This is a genomic window from Herbidospora mongoliensis, assembly GCF_001570545.1.
Taxonomy (GTDB): Bacteria; Actinomycetota; Actinomycetes; order Streptosporangiales; family Streptosporangiaceae; genus Herbidospora; species Herbidospora mongoliensis.
The window spans coordinates 123,475-140,741 of sequence record NZ_BBXD01000011.1; the positions used below are offsets into that span (position 1 = coordinate 123,475).

The 17,267-nt window shown below is 69.2% G+C and carries 14 protein-coding genes; 7 read left to right on the forward strand and 7 right to left on the reverse strand.

What is annotated here, in order from left to right:
- Positions 1 to 36 precede the first annotated feature (36 nt).
- The gene (locus tag AW272_RS12255) at positions 37 to 1,134 is read left to right on the forward strand and encodes an alpha/beta fold hydrolase (protein WP_066363889.1); all 1,098 of its coding nucleotides are present in this window, start codon (positions 37 to 39) and stop codon (positions 1,132 to 1,134) included.
- The gene (locus AW272_RS12260) at positions 1,121 to 3,301 is read left to right on the forward strand and encodes a GMC oxidoreductase (protein WP_066363891.1); all 2,181 of its coding nucleotides are present in this window, start codon (positions 1,121 to 1,123) and stop codon (positions 3,299 to 3,301) included. The genes AW272_RS12255 and AW272_RS12260 overlap by 14 nt, the downstream gene beginning before the upstream one ends.
- A 50-nt stretch (positions 3,302 to 3,351) precedes the next feature.
- On the opposite strand, the gene AW272_RS12265 is transcribed toward AW272_RS12260, so the two are convergent.
- Positions 3,352 to 4,554 (reverse strand): DNA polymerase domain-containing protein, encoded by a 1,203-nt coding sequence (locus tag AW272_RS12265; protein ID WP_066363893.1) that lies wholly within the window; start codon positions 4,552 to 4,554, stop codon positions 3,352 to 3,354.
- A gap of 5 nt (positions 4,555 to 4,559) precedes the next feature.
- Positions 4,560 to 5,423 (reverse strand): ribokinase, encoded by an 864-nt coding sequence (locus AW272_RS12270; RefSeq protein WP_083958233.1) that lies wholly within the window; start codon positions 5,421 to 5,423, stop codon positions 4,560 to 4,562.
- A 79-nt stretch (positions 5,424 to 5,502) separates the two neighbouring features.
- Here AW272_RS12270 and AW272_RS12275 point away from each other — a divergent pair, with 79 nt between their 5' ends.
- The gene (locus AW272_RS12275) at positions 5,503 to 6,372 is read left to right on the forward strand and encodes a sirohydrochlorin chelatase (protein ID WP_066364676.1); all 870 of its coding nucleotides are present in this window, start codon (positions 5,503 to 5,505) and stop codon (positions 6,370 to 6,372) included.
- Positions 6,373 to 6,378: 6 nt separating this feature from the next.
- On the opposite strand, the gene AW272_RS12280 is transcribed toward AW272_RS12275, so the two are convergent.
- A complete protein-coding gene (locus AW272_RS12280; RefSeq protein ID WP_083958234.1) occupies positions 6,379 to 6,741 on the reverse strand; it encodes a DUF2203 domain-containing protein in 363 nt (120 codons plus the stop codon).
- A 1-nt stretch (position 6,742) separates the two neighbouring features.
- Positions 6,743 to 7,531: a phosphotransferase gene (locus AW272_RS12285; RefSeq protein WP_066363895.1), complete on the reverse strand. Its 789-nt coding sequence runs from the start codon at positions 7,529 to 7,531 to the stop codon at positions 6,743 to 6,745.
- A gap of 107 nt (positions 7,532 to 7,638) precedes the next feature.
- On the opposite strand from AW272_RS12285, the gene AW272_RS12290 reads away from it, so the two are divergent.
- Positions 7,639 to 9,738, forward strand: a complete 2,100-nt coding sequence (locus AW272_RS12290; protein ID WP_066363897.1) for a M6 family metalloprotease domain-containing protein — start codon at positions 7,639 to 7,641, stop codon at positions 9,736 to 9,738.
- Between the two features lie 85 nt (positions 9,739 to 9,823).
- Here the strand turns inward: AW272_RS12290 and AW272_RS12295 are convergent, their stop codons facing one another.
- Positions 9,824 to 10,663 carry a helix-turn-helix transcriptional regulator gene (locus tag AW272_RS12295; protein ID WP_066363898.1) on the reverse strand — a complete coding sequence of 280 codons (840 nt, stop codon included), beginning with the start codon at positions 10,661 to 10,663 and terminating at the stop codon, positions 9,824 to 9,826.
- A 69-nt stretch (positions 10,664 to 10,732) separates the two neighbouring features.
- On the opposite strand from AW272_RS12295, the gene AW272_RS12300 reads away from it, so the two are divergent.
- A complete protein-coding gene (locus AW272_RS12300; RefSeq protein WP_066363899.1) occupies positions 10,733 to 12,049 on the forward strand; it encodes an MFS transporter in 1,317 nt (438 codons plus the stop codon).
- Here the strand turns inward: AW272_RS12300 and AW272_RS12305 are convergent.
- The gene (locus AW272_RS12305; RefSeq protein ID WP_066363901.1) at positions 12,046 to 12,939 is read right to left on the reverse strand and encodes a GNAT family N-acetyltransferase; all 894 of its coding nucleotides are present in this window, start codon (positions 12,937 to 12,939) and stop codon (positions 12,046 to 12,048) included. The genes AW272_RS12300 and AW272_RS12305 overlap by 4 nt on opposite strands.
- Positions 12,940 to 12,995: 56 nt before the next feature.
- Here AW272_RS12305 and AW272_RS12310 point away from each other — a divergent pair, with 56 nt between their 5' ends.
- Entirely contained in the window at positions 12,996 to 14,024 is a 1,029-nt protein-coding gene (locus AW272_RS12310; protein ID WP_218010868.1) for a LacI family DNA-binding transcriptional regulator, read from the forward strand.
- 114 nt (positions 14,025 to 14,138) lie between these two features.
- Positions 14,139 to 16,010, forward strand: a complete 1,872-nt coding sequence (locus AW272_RS12315; RefSeq protein ID WP_218010869.1) for an RICIN domain-containing protein — start codon at positions 14,139 to 14,141, stop codon at positions 16,008 to 16,010.
- Between the two features lie 173 nt (positions 16,011 to 16,183).
- Here AW272_RS12315 and AW272_RS12320 read toward each other — a convergent pair whose 3' ends face one another.
- A complete protein-coding gene (locus AW272_RS12320; protein ID WP_066363903.1) occupies positions 16,184 to 17,140 on the reverse strand; it encodes a hypothetical protein in 957 nt (318 codons plus the stop codon).
- Between the last annotated feature and the right edge of the window lie 127 nt (positions 17,141 to 17,267).

Below are 17,267 nucleotides of genomic sequence, written 5' to 3' on the forward strand. Positions count from 1 at the left end.
CCTATTGGCATTGTGGTTCCGAGAGGAGGCGGACTCATGCGCATAGCCCGGTTCACCAACGACGGCGTCAGCGACGCCGAGATCAGCATGTACCCGTTCCCGACCGACGACGGTCTGGGCCTGGAACTGACGAGGTTCTTCCGGGCCGATTCCGACGACGTCGTGCTGCTGCTGCACGGTCTGCCCGCCTCCACCGACATGTTCATCATGCCGGAGCACACGAACCTGGTGACCTACCTGCTCAACAACGGGCTGACCGACGTCTGGTCACTCGACTTCCGGATGAGCTGCCGCCACCCGTACGACACCGAGACCCACCGCTTCACCCTCGACGACATCGCGCTGTTCGACCACCCGGCCGGGCTGGCCGAGCTGCGCCGGCACATCGGGCCGCACAAGCGCATCCACGTCATCGCGCAGTGCCTCGGGTCGGTGTCGTTCATGATGAGCCTGGCCGCCGGCCTGGTCGACGGGATCAGCAGCGTCACCTCCAACAGCGTCGCCCTGTCGATCCGGGTGCCGACCTGGTCGAAGCTGAAGCTGGCGTTCGGGCCGGGCTTCTTCGACTACATCGCCGGGGTGCCGTTCCTCGACCCCCGGTTCGGCGACGCGCCGGTCATGACGCGCGGCTGGATGATCTCCCGGATGGTGTCGCTGTTCCACCGCGAGTGCGACGTGCGCTCCTGCCACATGATCAGCTTCATGTGGGGCGCGGGGAACCCCGGGCTGTGGAGCCACGAGAACCTGGCCGAGGAGACCCACCACCGGGTGGCCGACCTGTTCGGCGCCAACGGCGTCCACTACTACCGCCACATGCGGAGGATGTCCCGCGCCGGCCACGCCGTCAGGCACGACGACAGGTTCCGCGAGCTACCCGAGGACTATCTGAAGGCGGCGTCCGACATCGACGTGCCGGTGCTGTTCCTCACCGGCGACCGCAACCACGTCTTCACCGACTCCAACATCGTCTGCCACGACGTCATGTCGAAGCAGAACCCGGGCCTGCACGAACTCCAGATCCTCCCCGGCTACGGCCACGTCGACCCGATCATCGGCAAGAACGCCCACCGCGACGTCTTCCCGCACATCCTCGAGTTCATCCAGAAGCACGGGAGCGCCCGTGGAGCACGTTGACGCGGTCGTCGTCGGCTCCGGCTTCGGCGGCGCGGTGGCGGCCTACCGGCTGGCCGAGGCGGGCCTGTCGACGGTCGTGCTCGAACGCGGCCGCCCTTACGCTCCCGGCGACTTCCCCCGCAGCCCCGCCCAGATGGGCCGGGCGTTCTGGGACCCGGCCGAGGGCCTGCACGGCATGTACGACGTGTGGAGCTTCGGCGCGTGCGACTCGATCGTCTCCAGCGGCCTCGGCGGCGGCTCGCTCATCTACGCCAACGTGCTGCTGCGCAAGGACGAGAAGGCGTTCGTGCACGAGTCGCCGCTGCCCGGCGGCGGCTACGAGCACTGGCCGATCTGCCGGGACGACCTGGAGCCCCACTACGACGAGGTCGAGCGGATGCTCGGCGCCACCACCTACCCGCTCGACCGCCCGGCCTACCGCGACACGCTGAAGACGCGGGTCATCCAGGACGCCGCGGCCGAGCTGGGCCTCGACTTCTCGCTGCCGCCGCTGGCGGTCAGCTTCGCCCCCAAGCCCGGCGCCGAGCCGGGCCTGGGCCTCCCGATCATCGAGCCCGAATACGGCAGCCTGCACGCCACCGGCCGCAAGACCTGCGTCCTGTGCGGCGAGTGCAACATCGGCTGCAACGTGGGCGCCAAGAACAGCCTCGACCACAACTATCTGGCCGCCGCGCGCCACAAGGGCGCCGACATCCGGACGTTGCACGAGGTGAAGTCGATCAAGCCGCGCACGGGGGGCGGCTATGACATCGGCTACGTACAGCACGACCCGGCGACCGGCCCGCACACGATCAGCTGCGACGCGCTGATCCTGGCGGCCGGCACCTACGGGACGGTCAAGCTGCTGCTGTCGAACCGGCACGAACTGCCCGGCATGAGCCACATGCTGGGCACCCGGTTCTCCGGCAACGGCGATCTGATCGCGTTCCTGCTGCGGACCAAGGACCGTCCGGTCGCGGCGTCGAGGGGGCCGGTCATCACGAGTGTGGTCAAGTTGCCGGGGTCGGCGTACATCCAGGAGGGCGGCTTCCCCGCCTTCGTCGACTGGATAGCGGAGGCCGCCGACGTCGGCGACGAGTTCAAGCGGGCGGTCAGGTTCGCGCTGGAGCGCGTACGGGGCCTGGTCACCCGCGACCACAATCTGTCGGCCGAGATGGCCCGCCTCATGGGGAGAGGCGAGCTCTCGGACCGGTCCCTGCCGATGCTGGCGATGGGCCGCGACGTGCCCGACGGCATTCTGCGGCTCTCGGGCGACCGGCTGGTTCTCGACTGGACGGCCGAGACCAGCGACGCATATTTCGACCAGGTGCGCGGCGCGATCCGCCGGATCGGCGATGTGCTGGGCGCCGACTACTCCGACGCGCCGCTGAAGCGGGTGGTCACCGTCCACCCGCTCGGCGGCGCGCCGATGGGCCGCCACATCGGCGAGGGCGTCATCGACGGCGACGGCCAGGTCTTCGGCCACGAGGGCCTGTACGTCGCCGACGGCGCCGCCATGCCCGGCCCGGTGGGGGCCAACCCGGCCCTGACCATCGCGGCCATGGCCGACCGGCTGGCCATCCGGCTGGCAGACCGAATGAACACGACCAAGAAGGCACGTCTGATGGGAATCCGCACAGTCACCTCGCTCTCCTTCACCGAGGAGATGCGCGGGTCGCTCGACGGCAGCGACCCGATCAGCTTCCGGATCACCATCACGGCCGACGACGTCGACCGCTTCCTCGGCGAACCGGACCACACGGCCACGGTCGAGGGATGGATAGACGCCGCTGTCTGCGGGGGCCGGCGTCCCATCGAGCGGGGCTGGTTCAACCTCTTCGCACCCGGAGAGGCCACCGATCGGCGGGAGATGCGGTATCTGCTGCACTTCCACGACGGCGAGGGCCAGCCCCGCACACTGGCGGGCGTCAAACACGTCGAGCACGGCCCGCCCACGCGGCTCTGGCTCGACACCTCTACCCTGCACACGAGGCTGCTCGAAGGCCACGTACAGGAAGACGACCCGGCCAAGCCGCTCGGCTCGGGCACGATGCACATCTCGCCGTCAGATCTGGCACGCATGCTGACGACGTTCAAGACCACCGGCCCGAACGGCCTGGCGACACTGGCCCGCTTCGGCAGCTTCTTCCTCGGCGAGCTCTGGGACATCTACGGCCCTGGGCGCTAGGCCGCGGCCGGGGCGCGGGCGTTTTAAGGGGACCGCGTCCCGGACCGCTCCTACGACCCGGGGCGCAGCCCCGCCCACGGGTCGAAATCGACTTCCAGGGGTTCCTGCGGGGGCCTCAGGTCTTCCGGCACGTGCTGGAGATTGATCCGGATCCGGGTCCAGGTGGACGAGCGGCCGCGCATGGAGTCGACGAGGACGTCGGCGGGTTCGAGCAGCGCGGCCGCTTCCGGATGCCTGCCCTTCCAGTTGTCCAGGGCCTTCACCGCGTCGTCCTTCTTCTCCGCGCGGGCGATCTCGATGAGCGGCATCGTCGGCTCTCGACGGCCGGCGCCCTTCGGGTTCTTCGGGCGCGGTCCCTGCGCTTTGGACAGTGCCAGAAGCGAATCGAGCGAGCCCTCGACGCCGTCCATGGCCGCCCAGGGGTCGCCCCGCTCCTCGAAGCGGGCCGTCACCACTTCCATCGTGTACGTCTCGGGATCGCACCCCGGCACCTCGTCCCACGCCAGCGGGGTCGACACCCGGCCGGTCGGGCGGACGGAGTAGGCGCTGACGGTGGTGCGGTCGCGGGCGTTCTGGTTGAAGTCGACGAAGACGCCCTGGCGCTCCTCCTTCCACCAGTGGGAGGTGGCGATCCCGGGCGCCCGGCTCTCGACCTCGCGGGCCACCGCCTCGGCGGCCTTGCGCACCTGCGGATAGGTCCAGCCGGGCGTGATCGGCGCGTAGACGTGGAATCCGCGCGATCCGGAGGTCTTCGGGAAGGGCGTCAGCCCGTGTTCGGTGAGCACGTCGCGGGCCTGGAGCGCGACCTCGATGATCTCCTCCCACGGCACGCCCGGGACCGGGTCGAGATCCACGCGCAGCTCGTCGGGGTGGTCGATGTCGGGAAAACGTACAGAATGCGGGTTCAGGTCGACGCAGCCCAGGTTGACGCACCAGGCGATGGTCGCCAGGTCGCGCCCGATCACCTCTTCCGCGCTGCGCCCGCTGGGGTAGCGGAACTCGGCGACCTCGATCCAGTCGGGCCGTTTGGCCGGCGCCCGCTTCTGGAAGAAGGGCTCCTCGTCGACGCCGTGCACGAACCGCTTGAGCACGGTCGGCCGGTCGGCGACCCCGCGCAGGGCTCCCCCGCCGACCGCAAGGTAGTAGCGGACCAGGTCGAGCTTGGTGTGGCCGGTGCTCGGGAAGACCACCCGATCGGGATTGGTGATCGTCACCTCGCGCCCGCCGGCTTCCACGATCTCCGCACCGGGCATGCCCCTCACCCTACTTCGGCGTCGATTTCCGCTCTTGTAGGCATGGAGGTCGACGCGCCGGGCCGCCGCACCGACAGCGCGGCGGCCGCCGTGGCGAACTCCAGAGCCTCCTGCGCGGTACGTCCTTCGGTCCGCGCGACCACGAACGCCCCCGCGAACGTGTCCCCCGCCGCCGTCGTGTCGATCGCGTTGACCGGCCGACCGGACACGCGGAGGCGTGAGCCGTCCCGTGAGCCGTAGATCGCCCCGTCGGCACCAATTGTGACCACCGCTTCGGGAACCAGCTCCAGAAGGGCTTCCAGCGCCTCCCCGGGCGTTGTGAGACCGGTGATGGCGGCTGCTTCATGCTCATTGGGCAGGAGAAGCCCCACAGCGTCCAGAAGCTCCCGCGGCAAGGGAGCCACCGGCGCGGGCGTCAGCACCACCAGACCGGAGAAGTTCCGGGCCGCCGCGACCACGGCCTCCATCGGCAGTTCGAGCTGGAGCAGCAGCGCGTCGCCTGACAGGTCGGCCGCGTCCCGCTCGGTCACCTTCCCGTTGGCGCCGGGCACGACGATGATCGAGTTGGCCCCGCCGTCCTCGACGACGATGTGGGCGATGCCCGAGGGTCCCTCGACGGTCCGGAGGTCGTGGGTGTCCACACCTGACCGGTCGAGGGCGTCGCGGAGCTCGCGGCCGAAGGCGTCGTCGCCGACCGCTCCGACGAAACGGACGTTTCCCCCCGCACGTGCAGCGGCAATTGCTTGGTTGGCTCCCTTACCCCCGCAGATCGTGCGGAATTCCCGGCCTGATACGGTCTCTCCCAGCTCAGGAGCCTTTTCCACGTACGCGACAAGATCCATATTGGCGCTGCCGAACACTGTGATCATGGGATCAATGGTCCTCTCTGTGAACGACTCGGCCCGTCGACTCCACGAAATCGCCTGCTTGGTCCTAGAATCCGCCGGTGTGAACGAAGGTCATGACGTTCCGGCGAAGCTCCCCACGCGGGAACGCTCGTCCCGCCCGGGTGGAGGCGGCCGCCATCGGCGCCCGCTGCCCGTCACGCTGCCCCCCGACGCGCCCGTTCTGGTGCTCGCGGTCCCGGGTGCGGTAGACGACGTCGTGACCGAACTGGCGAACACGATCCGCGTCGACAACCCGACGCTGGACCTGCGCCTGATCTCGCTCAGCGACGGCGGCGCCGACGCGGCCAAGGAGTTCGCCGCCATCGGCAACGCCCGCTCCGCCGAAGGCCACGCCGCCGTCGTGGTGCCGCTGGTCACCGGCCCCCACCCGCGCGTCGTCCGCGCGGTCCGCGAGGCCGCCCGCGAGAGCGAGGCCGCCGTCGTGGTCACCGACCCGCTCGGCCCGCACCCCCTCCTCGCCGAGGCGCTGCACGTGCGCCTGGCCGAACGCGGCCTGGCCCGCGCCGACCGCATACGCCTGTTCAACGTGACCTCACCGGTCGACGGCATCATCGTGGCCACCGTGGGCGGCGACGAGTCGGCCCGTGGCGCCGACGCGACCGCCGTCCTGCTGGCCGCCCGTCTGGCCCTTCCCGTCGTTCCTGCGGCTTTTGACGGCCGTCCCACGGTGGCCGACGCGGCCGAGCGGCTGCGCAACATCGGCGCCTCCCGCATCGCCCTGGCCCCGTTCATCATCGGCCCGGAAGCCGACGCCGAGCGGGTGAGCGCTCTCACGGAGAACTACAACTGCTCCGCGCCCCTGGGCGCCCACGAGGCCGTCGGCCGCCTGGTGACCCTGCGCTACGGAACCGTCTGGGGCAGCCTCGACCCCGACTACGACGAGGAATACACCGGCGAAGAAGAGCGCTGAGGGCGGCTACGGGATCCTGCGGCGGCCGGGGAAGCCCAGGGTCGTCAGGTGATACCAGGCCAGTGACGACTCGCCCTCCAGCCAGCACAGCCGGACCGACTCGCCGTCGAGGACCGACGGGAAGTCGATGAGGAACGGGGCGATGCCCTTCACCTCGATGCCGGTCTCGGTGAACCAGCCGAACGACTCCGACAGCCGCGCCTCCAGGCCCTTCGCCTCGGCCACCCCGCCCAGCCGGGAGTGGCCGGTGGCGCGCAGGTCGTGGGTGAGCTCGGCCAGGTCGGCCCGCAGGTCGACGAGGACGGCGGTGCGGGCCAGCACCTCGGGCATCAGTGCGTCGGCCTCGTCGAGGTCGAAGGTTCGGTCCATCTCAGAGATCATTCACGTTGTCGCGGAGGATCGTCCACCCGAACTCGTCGTCTTCGCTGCCCGTGTGGGGCATCGTGAATCGTTTCGCCTCTTCGGCGATGTCGTTGAGCCGCCGGCGCAGCCGGTAGAGGTCGAGCAGCCACGGGAGCGTCCCCTCGGTCTCGCCGAGCAGCCACAGGTCGCGTTCGGGGTGGCTGATCAGGGCGGTGTCCCAGTCGATGAGCCGCCAGCCGTCGTCGGTGCGCATCGTGTTGCCGGGGTGGGGCTCGCCGTGCGTGAGCACCATCCGGTCACGCAGGTTCAGGGCGTCGCGCACGAGATGGTCGTACCGGACCCAGAGTCTTTTGATCTTGTCTTGACCGTGCGCGAGCAGATCGGCGGCGCGGGCCCCGAACGGGCCCGCACCTGGGGTGAAGGCCAGTGTCGCGGCGCGGCCGGGGACTTGGAACGTGTCAAACCGGGCCTGACAGAACGGCGATCGGTGCACCTCACGGACCATGCGGAGGGTCTGCGCCCGGTGTTCGGGCGAGCTGAACTCACCCCATTCGAAAGTCTCTCCGGTCTTGTACGGATAGAGCGCGACCGTCCACCGCCCGACAGCCACCAGAGGGCCGATCGGCGCGATCCCGACCGAGGGGGGCACGGCGCTGAGGGCCGACGCCAGCGCGTCGAACGGCTTGTCGTCGGCGGTCACGAACCACGCGTCGCCGATCTTCCAGTGGTGGCTGCCGAAGCCCAGGGGGAGGTAGTCAAGACCTCCCGGGTCCAGATTCCATGTCTCCGCGATCACGGTACGGAGAAGATCGTCTGGTAGTTCCCTGGGAGGGGTGAACATGACACCAGTCATAACAGAGTGACTGTTGATCCCCCAAACAGGGATGTATAACGTGACATTTTATGAAACGCCCTCTCAGGCTGCTGGTCGCGGCAGCACTGCTCGCACCCCTCGCCTTAGCGAACGCCACCCAAGCGTTCGCCGCTGAACCCCTGCCGGACCCGGAGACCCCGTGGCGGTACAACCACTGGCCCCAGACCCAGCCCTGGCAGCAGGACGAGCCGACGGCCCAGCTGCGCACCCTCGGCGGCCACTCGGACATGCCGAAGCCGGTCGACCCGCAGAACTGGGAAAACCCCGACAACATGACGTGGTCGGACTACAAGAAGCCCCCGGGCACCAAGTGGAACGACCCCAGCGTCAAGGGCAGCGACCGTACCTTCAAGGGCGCCCTGGTCCTGCTGGACTACGCGAACCAGCCGTTCGTCGTGACGCAGCCGCAGGGCTCGACGGTCTTCAAGAACCCGTCCGCCCAGGCCCACGACGTGCCGCGTGACCAGGTCGCGAAGTTCTACCAGGACTTCCTGAACACCCCGAACGACCTGAACAAGGGCCACACCATCCACGAATACTGGATGGAGGACTCGGGCGGCCGCATCGGCGTCGACCTGACCGGCTTCGGCCCGTACCTGATGCCGGGCAAGGACCACGAGTACGCGCTGGAGTACCAGCGCAACGCGTGCCCGGCCGGCGACACCTGCAACCGCAACCTGCGCAACGACGGCAACGCCGCGTGGCTGGCCGCCGTCGGCCAGGAGGTCCTCGACCAGTACGACTTCGTGTTCTTCCTCAGCGCCGGTCAGGACGAGTCGTCCACCTGGCAGGAGTTCGGGATGATGAAGTTCCCGACCAAGGAGGACGTGACCGACGAGTTCGGTCCCGAAGACCCCGCCCTGCCCAACTGGTCGGCCACCCGCTACGTCGAGTGGACCTCCTGGCAGGCCGGCTCCACCTTCTGGCCCAACGCCCGCTTCGGCGTCGACTCGGTCCAGGCCGAGAGCTCCGGCATGGGCGTCTACGCCCACGAGCTGTCCCACATCTTCGGCATCGCCGACAACTACAACAACCCTTATGGGGTTCCGGTACGCCGTGCGTACACCGGCATCTGGGAGATGCTCAGCCGCGGTAGCTTCAACGGCCCCGGCGGCCCGCACAGCCGCTGGCTGATCCCGCCGACCGGTGGCGGTTCGATGGGCGCCCAGCACATGCTGCGCAACAAGATGGTGCTCAACATGGTCGACGAGCAGAACGTCCTGCGCCTCAACCGCGACCAGCTCGACGAGTCGGGCCTCGTGGTGGCCGACGTGACCGCCCGCGCGATCCAGCCCGGCGCCAAGGGCCTGTCGGGCCTCAACATCGCCTTCCAGACCGGCGACAAGTCCCCCGCCTGCCAGTGGCAGACCAACCCGCTGTGCGACGGCGGCAACTACAACAACTACACGCTCGAGGTCGTCGACCGCGTCGGCGCCGACTCGTTCACCCCCGACTCGGGCGTCCTGCTGGCCAAGACCAAGGACCAGGACCAGGCTCCGTTCGAGTGGGTCGTCGACGCCAACCCGCAGGACATCGGCATGACCGACTACGTCCTGCCCGACGGCACCGCCGTGCCCATCACGATCGGCGACTACCGCCAGCTGTCGGACGCCCTGTTCAAGGCCGGCGCCGACTCGGGCTCGGAGTACGAGTTCACCGACGAGGCCAACCGCCTGCACTTCTACGTCCTGGACCTGAAGCGGGCCAAGGACGGGACCCTGTCGTACAAGGTGGCCGTTCGGTCCCTCGACGGCTCGGGCCCGCAGAAGCGCGGCGTCCGCGTGCTGCCCGCCGCCGGGATCACCCTGGGCGACGGCATGGCGACCTGCAAGTTCCCGCTGACCAACACCGGCAAGGCCGCAACCTCCACCGCGGCTCACCCCGAGGACGTCTCGGCCTACACCAAGAGTGACGTGTACCGCGTGTCGACGACGGTGAACGGGAAGGGCTGGTCGGCGAACGTGCCGAACTTCCTGACCTCGGCCGAGTTCGGCAAGACGGTGACGGTCCCGGTCCACGCGATCCGCGCCAAGGGCGGCAGCCTCCTGGCCACGATCAAGCTGACCGCGGTCTCGGAGAGCGACCCGACCAAGAAGGCCACGGCGACCTGCCTGGCCATCGGCCGCTAACTCACCAGCCGGCCCGCCGTCCACTCCTTCGGACGGCGGGCCGGTGTTTGTGTACGCACTGACGCCGGTCATCCCTTACCGGGGTTCAGTGATCGTGGTCGAGGCCCGGCTTGTTCGCGTGGAGCCACTCCACGTTGGCCCGGCTCGTCTCGTCGGCCGGTGTGTACACCACGATCCGCGACTCCCCCGGCGCCGCCAGCGTCAGGCTGGTGCTAATCAGATTCAGCAGCCCCACCGACGGATGCCTCATGATTTTGTTCCGCGTCCACGACCGGGCCACGTCATGTGCCGCCCACATCCGGGCGAAGTCGGCGCTCTCCACCGTCAGCCGGTCGATGAAGGCCGTCCACGCCGGTTCGCCCAGATGCCGCCCGTACGCCGCCCGGAACGTCGCCACCATCTGCGGCAGCTCCTCGTCGCGGTTCACCATGACCGCGCAGCAGGAGGGCCCGTTGAGCATCTGCCACAGCGCGTTCCGCTCGCACCGCGGCACGGTCACCAACCGGCAGAAGAGCGCCGCGTAGGTCTCGTTCCAGGCCAGCAGGTCGTAGCGGGCGTTGTAGACGGCGGCGGGCAGCGGGTCGAGGCCGTCGAGGATGACCCGCACCGCCGGGTCGAGTTCCGTGTCGCCCGAATCCCCTGCCACTCCCCCGGGCACGTCGGCCAGCCGGTAGAGGTGCTCCCGTTCGGTGGCGTCAAGCTTCAGGGTGCGGGCCACCGCGTCGAGGACCTGCCCGGACACGTTGATCGGACGGCCCTGCTCCAGCCACGTGTACCAGGTCACCCCGACCCCGGCGAGCTGGGCGAGCTCCTCCCGGCGCAGGCCGGGTGTGCGGCGGCGGCTTCCGGGCGGCAGCCCGACGTCTTCGGGCGACACGCGGGCGCGGCGGTTCTTCAGGAAGGCGGCGAGTTCTCCACGGACCATGGTGGTAGCCCCAATACCAGGATAAGCAGGCTCTTAGTAACTGGATAAGCGCACCGCCACCATACAACCATGCCCCTCGTCGAAACCCGGTCCCGCCCTCTCCTGGGCCTCATCCTGACCGGCCAGTTCATGGCGATCCTCGACGTCTCGATCGTCAACGTCGCCGCCCCCACCATCCAGGCCGATCTCGCGGCGTCGGGAGCCGAGCTCCAGCTGATCGTCGCCGGTTACACGATCGCCTACGCGATGCTGCTCATCACCGGTGCCAGGCTCGGCGGGCGGTCGGGATATCGCCGGTGGTTCCTCGCCGGGCTCGCCGTGTTCACCGCCGCCTCGCTGCTCTGCGGGATCGCCCCCGACGCCGCCACGCTGATCGTCTTCCGGCTGCTCCAGGGCGCGGGAGCCGCCCTGATGGTGCCGCAGGTGCTCAGTCTCATCCAGGTCAGCGTTCCGCAGGCCGGCCGGGCCAGGGCGCTCGGCATCTACGCCGCCGTCATCTCTCTCGCGGCGGTCGGCGGGCAGATCCTCGGTGGGCTGCTCGTCACGCTCGACCTGTTCGGCGCCTCGTGGCGGCCGATCTTCCTGGTCAACGTTCCCATCGGGCTGGTGCTCCTCTGGCTCGGCGCCAGGAACCTGCCCGCCGACGAGCCGAAGCCGGGAAGAGGGCTCGACCTCCCGGGGCTCCTCACCCTGTCACTGGCGACGAGCCTCGTCGTGGTGCCGCTCGTGCTGGAGCGCGGATGGCTGTTCATGATCGCGGGGGCACTGGTCTTCGCCGGGTTCGTCCTGATTCAGCGACGGGTCGCGCATCCGCTCATCCCCGGTCATCTGCTCAGGGTTCCCGGGCTCGTGGCCGCCGGGGTCGCGATCTTCGGGGTGATGGCCGTGTATGGCGGGTTCCTGTTCTCCAACGCCCTGCACCTGCAGAACGACCTCCACGACTCCCCGCTCCGCGCGGGGCTGACCTTCGTTCCGATGGCCGCCGCCTTCGCGCTGGTGAGCCTCAACTGGAAGCGGGTCCCCGCCCGGCTGCACCGGCGCCTGATCGTCTCGGCCTCCGTCGTCGTGGCCGCCGGGCTGGTCGCACTGGCGGGGGTGCTCTCCGGGGGCGGGCACGGCATGCCGTACCTGCTGGTCGTGCTGGCCGTGATCGGGGCCGGGATGGCGGGGGCGTTCAGTCCGCTGATGACGGTCGCGCTCGCCCGGGTGGCGCCGGCCGACGCGCCGGACGCCAGCGGGCTGCTCGCGATGATGTTGCAACTGGGCCAAGTGGTGGGGGTCGCCGCGTTCGGGACGTTGTTCCTGTCGAGCGGGTCGATCGCGATCACGATGGTGTGCCTGGCCGCGACGGCGGTCGCGTCCGCGGTCGCGGCCAGGTGGCTTTAGAGGCGCTTCTTCCAGATGTCCAGGGTCATGTACGGCCGCATCCCCATCGACGTGTACAAACCGAGCGCGGGAGTCACGTTGTTCGAGTCGACGTCCAGGATCGTGCCGACCCGGCCGCGCCGGAAGTCGGCGGCGAAGGCCCGGCTGAGCAGCAGTCCGCCCAGGCCGCGGCCGCGATACTCCGGCAGCACGGCCAGGCGCAGCACGTACCCGCAGTTCTCGTCGGGGACGAAGTTGTCGGTTCCGATCAGGGCGGCGGCGGGCTTGCCGTGGACGCGGGCGAGCAGCATCTGGCCCCAGTCGTTGGAGCTGGAGGCCTCGCGCGACTCGTACCACTCGTCGTAGGTGCGCTCGTAGGCGCCGAAGTGCTCGGCGAAGCCGATCTCCAGCACGCGGTGGACGTCGCGGAGCATCGAGTCCTTGTCGAAGGCGCCGGCCTCCACGGTCACGCCGGGCAGGAACTCCACCTCGGGCTGCGCGGCGTGGTCGATGCGCATGCGGTGGAAGCTGGTCGCATAGGCGAAACCACGTGACTCGACGGCTGCCCGCTGGACGGTGTCCTGGGCGTACACCCCGATTTCGGCGGTGACGTCGCTGAAGCGGCCGAGAACCTGTTCCCACAGCACCTCGGCCGCGGCGACACTGCGGGCACGGACATCGACCATGATCTCGTCGGTGCGGCCCTTGCGCAGCGCCTGGCCGAAGCCCGTCAGGCGGCCGTCCTCGAAACAGAGCCAGCCGTCGGTCGCCGGGTCGAAGTCGGGGTCGGCGAGCAGGTCGGCGATGTCGTCGAGGGTGGAGTCGGGCTGTCCGACCACGATCGTGTCGAGGTCGGCGATCAGGTCGTAGATCGCCTGGGCGTCCGCCGGTTTGGGGCGCGTCAGTTCCATGCCTCTTTTGTATGATGACCGGCTTGGTGGCGGCTTGAGGATTTGTTGGAGGTGCGTTGGCCAGAGACAGGGCGACGGTGCGTGATGTCGCGGCGGCGACCGGGCTGTCGATCGCGACCGTCTCCCGGGTGCTCAACGGGCAGGCCAACGTCGCGCCGCACACGCGTGAGCTGGTGCTCGCCGCCGTCGGCCGCCTCGGCGACCAGGCCCCCCGGCCGCGCGCAGAACCGGCGGCGGGGGCGGTCTACGTCCGCTGCCCCTACCTGCTGACCGACTACTTCGGGCTGATCGTGTCGTCGGTGGCGGAGACCATCGATCTGCACGGGCGTCAGATGATCCTCAACGCGGGCGAGACGGCCCAGTCGGCCGAGATCCTGAAGACCCTTCCGGGCCGCTCAGGGATCGCGGGCGCGATCCTGATCCTGCCTCCCGAAGAGCCCATTGATCTTGTACGACTTCGCGACCAGTCCTTCCCCTTCGTGGTCGTCGATCCCCGCACCCCACCCGCCAAGGACATGGCGGCCGTGTCAGCCGCCCACTTCGCCGGCGGGCGGGCCGTGATGGCGCACCTGGTCGGCCTGGGGCACCGCCGGGTCGGCATCATCGGCGGTCCGGTCGACTGGCTGGCCGCCGAGGCCCGGCTCGCCGGTTACGCCTCGGCTCTCGCGGGGGCGGGCGTGCTGCCCCTGCCGGAACTGACCAGAGCCGTCGTCGAGCCGAACACCGGGAACGGCTACCGCGCGGCGGCCGAGTTGCTCGACCTGCCCGAGCGGCCGACGGCGCTGGTGGCGTTCAACGACAAGATGGCCGTCGGGGCCATGTGGGCCGCCGCCGAGCGCGGCCTGTCGATCCCGCGTGACCTCTCCATCGCCGGGTTCGACGACATCGACGTGAGCCGCGCGACCAGCCCGGCCCTGACCACGGTCCGTCAACCTCTGCAGGAGATGGGCCGCACAGCGGTCACCCTGCTGATGCGGATCCTGGGCAAACAGGCCGTCGAGGCGCTGCACGTCTCCCTGGGCAGTCAGCTCGTCATCCGGGAATCCACTGGACCGGTCCCTGCTGTTCCACTTGTTTCACACTGACCTTGACAGGTTTTCCCGAGCATGTTGTGCTGTGGCGCACAGCAAGGTTTCTTTCCTGTTTCATTTGTTACAGGTCCGCCAGCCGGCGTCCCGCGGACCGCGAGAGGAATCACGGTGTTACCTCGCTTTCGCCGGGCCGTCGCGTCAGGCGCCGCCCTCATCACCACCGCGGCGCTGCTGACGGCCCCCGCCTACGCCGCCAACGAGACCGTCAACATCTGGCTCACCACCACCTCCGACGGCGGCGGCCGGAACGTCACGCGCGGCCTTCAGCAGCAGTCCCCCGTCAACTTCAGCACCACCGCCGGTGGGGCCACCCACACGATCACGGTGAACGAGAACACGACCTACCAGACCTTCGAGGGCGGCGGCGCGTCGATCACCGACACCACCGCCCATCTGTTCCGCGGCGGCGCGATCAGCGCCGCGACGCGGGACGCGGTGATGCGCCGCCTGTTCCACCCGGTCGACGGCATCGGCCTGTCGTTCGTGCGCAACCCGATCGGGGCATCTGACCTGTCCCGGCCCGGCCACGTCTCGCTCGACGACACCTGCTGCAACCTCAACGACTTCGGGTCGAACGGCTACGACACCAACGTGCGGCTGCTCACCCAGCAGGCCAAGCAGCTCAACCCGCAACTGCGGGTGAAGGGCGTGCCGTGGAGCGCCCCCGGCTGGATGAAGGACAACGGCCGGATGGACCAGATGGGCTGGCTGCAGTCGCAGTACTACCCGATGTACGCCCAGTACCTGGTGAAATACATCCAGAGCTACCAGGCCATCGGCGTGCCGGTCGACTACATCTCGGTGCAGAACGAGCCCAACTGCTGCCAGGCGGGCAACCCGACCGCGATGAACTATCCCGGCATGAGCTGGAACGCCTCCGGCCTGACCGAGCTCACCAAGAACCACCTCTACCCGGCGCTGCGGGCGGCGGGCATCACCACCAAGGTGCTCGTCCACGACTGGAACTACGGCGACTACGCCCAGATCGGCTCGGGCATCATCGCCGACGCCGCGGTCCGCAACGATCCGCTGTTCGGCGGCATCGCCTGGCACGGCTACTTCGGTGACGTGAACGTCGGCACCCAGGTCCACAACCAGTATCCGAACGTGAACCAGTTCTCGACGGAGCACTCGGGCGGCACCTGGATCGGCAACCAGCACAACGAAGACATGTCCGACATCGTGAACTACACCCGGAACTGGTCGAAGAGCATCGTCAAGTGGTCGCTCGCGCTCAACCAGTCGATGGGCCCGCACAACGGCGGCTGCGACGTCTGCACCGGCCTCGTCACCGTCCAGGAGGGCGGCGCGCGGGCGGGTCAGGTGGACAACACCATCGAGTACTACACGACAGGCCATCTGACCAAGTTCGTCAAGCCGGGTGCGGCCCGCATCGAGTCAAGCGCCAACGGAACCGTCCAGAACGTCGCCTGGAAGAACACCGACGGCACCAAGGCCCTGATCGCCCACAACGGCACCACATCGTCCCAGTCGGTACGGGTGAACTGGGGCAACCAGGCCTTCACCTACACCCTGCCCGCGCGCACGACCGCGACCTTCACGTGGACGGGCACGCAGAGTGGCGGCGGCACCGGCAACCCCGGCGCCGGCGCGATCACCGGCCTGGCCGGGAAGTGCATCGACGTGGCCGGGGCCTCCACCGCGAACGGCGCGGCCGTGCAGCTCTACACCTGCAACGGCACCACCGCGCAGCAGTGGTCCCGCCCGGGTGACGGCACGGTCCGCGCCTTCGGCAAGTGCCTGGACGTGACCGGCCAGAGCACCGCCAACGGAGCCCAGCTCCAGCTGTGGGACTGCGGTGGCACCGCCAACCAGCAGTGGACGTACACGACGGGCCGGGATCTGGTGAACCCCGCCTCCGGCAAGTGTCTCGACGTGACGGGCAACTCCAGCGCCGACGCCACCAGGCTGCAGATCTGGACCTGCACCGGCGCGGCCAACCAGAAGTGGAACGCATAGCCATCTGAATGGGGAGTGAAGGGGTGGCCGGGCCTCGGGGGGGCCCGGCCATCTTCGCGTCTTCTGGCTCGTTGCGGCGCGCGGTGTGCGCGGCCGGTTGGCGCAGGTTACGGTGCCGGCCGGGGGCGGCGGGCGGTGCCGGGGTAGGCGGAGCCGTAACGGAAGAGAGGCTTCTATCTGGTGATCTGGGGCTTGCCCCTGCCCTTGAAGAAGATGCCGGGGAAGCCCGCGGTCTCGAACTTCAGGCTCGGGTTGTTGCGGAGTTTCGACCGGGTGATGTGCAGTGTGCCGGAGTTGTCGTTGCTGACGAAGAAGATGGCGCCGCCGCCCTCGTTGGCGCGGTTGTTCTGGATCGTCGAGCCGGTGATCTTTACGGTGAAGTAGTTGCCGTCCATGTAGAGCGCGCCGCCGCTGCCGCCGCCCGGTTTGCCGCTGCGGGCCGGGTTCGCGCCCGAGCCGGTCGCCCGGTTGCCGCTGAACACGCTGTTCTGGATCACCCACGAGACGCCGATGCTGCTCAGCGCGCCGCCGTTGGCGCAGGTCCCGTTCGTGAACCTGCTCTTCACGACGGTGACGGGCAGGTCCCTGTACTGGTCGAGGACGCGGATGGCCGCGCCGCCGAGATCGGGTCCGCTCGCCTCGCACCGGTTGCGGGTGAAGGTGGCGTTGGCAACGCTGAGACGCCCGCCGCGGACGAAGATGGCGCCGCCCCCGCCGCCTTCGGTGACCTGGCCGATGGAGTTGCCGTCGGCGAAGCCGATGTTCTTGACGGTCAGGCGGGGCGTGGCCTGGTCCTGGCAGTGGGACGTGGTCCACACCTGGGCCCGGTCACAGGTGTTCATGTAGAGGATGCGGCGCTTGCCCACACCGCTCAGGGTGACCTTGCCGCCGCCGTCGATGACGACGTCACGGCTGGTGTTGCGGACCTTCGCGGTGGCGGCCATCTTGATCGTGACCGGCCGGGGGCCGCAGTTGAAGCGGATGGTCCCGCCCTTGGCGACCGCGCGGACGACGGCCTGCGACGTGCAGCCGGCGGGGGTTCCCGTTCCGATGATCTGTACGGCCGCCGCCTGAGCCGGGGCCGCCGGGAGCACGGAGACGAGCAGGACGGCGGGGATCAGGAGACGCATCTGGCGGATGTTACTCCTGGGTCGAGACAGGGCGAAACAGCACGTTCCACACCGTTCCCTGTGACCCTGCGGGCGCGGAACGGCGGATGTCCCGCCTCACTGGATGGAGACCGGCCGCGGCCCGCCC

Bases quoted from the DNA above. Each gene is read 5' to 3' on its own strand.
- AW272_RS12270 (WP_083958233.1), bottom strand. From the start codon at position 5,423: ATGATCACAGTGTTCGGCAGCGCCAATATGGATCTTGTCGCGTACGTG.
- AW272_RS12280 (WP_083958234.1), bottom strand. From the start codon at position 6,741: ATGGACCGAACCTTCGACCTCGACGAGGCCGACGCACTGATGCCCGAG.
- AW272_RS12265 (WP_066363893.1), bottom strand. From the start codon at position 4,554: ATGCCCGGTGCGGAGATCGTGGAAGCCGGCGGGCGCGAGGTGACGATC.
- AW272_RS12305 (WP_066363901.1), bottom strand. From the start codon at position 12,939: ATGGAACTGACGCGCCCCAAACCGGCGGACGCCCAGGCGATCTACGAC.
- AW272_RS12290 (WP_066363897.1), top strand. From the start codon at position 7,639: ATGAAACGCCCTCTCAGGCTGCTGGTCGCGGCAGCACTGCTCGCACCC.
- AW272_RS12255 (WP_066363889.1), top strand. From the start codon at position 37: ATGCGCATAGCCCGGTTCACCAACGACGGCGTCAGCGACGCCGAGATC.
- AW272_RS12300 (WP_066363899.1), top strand. From the start codon at position 10,733: ATGCCCCTCGTCGAAACCCGGTCCCGCCCTCTCCTGGGCCTCATCCTG.
- AW272_RS12295 (WP_066363898.1), bottom strand. From the start codon at position 10,663: ATGGTCCGTGGAGAACTCGCCGCCTTCCTGAAGAACCGCCGCGCCCGC.
- AW272_RS12320 (WP_066363903.1), bottom strand. From the start codon at position 17,140: ATGCGTCTCCTGATCCCCGCCGTCCTGCTCGTCTCCGTGCTCCCGGCG.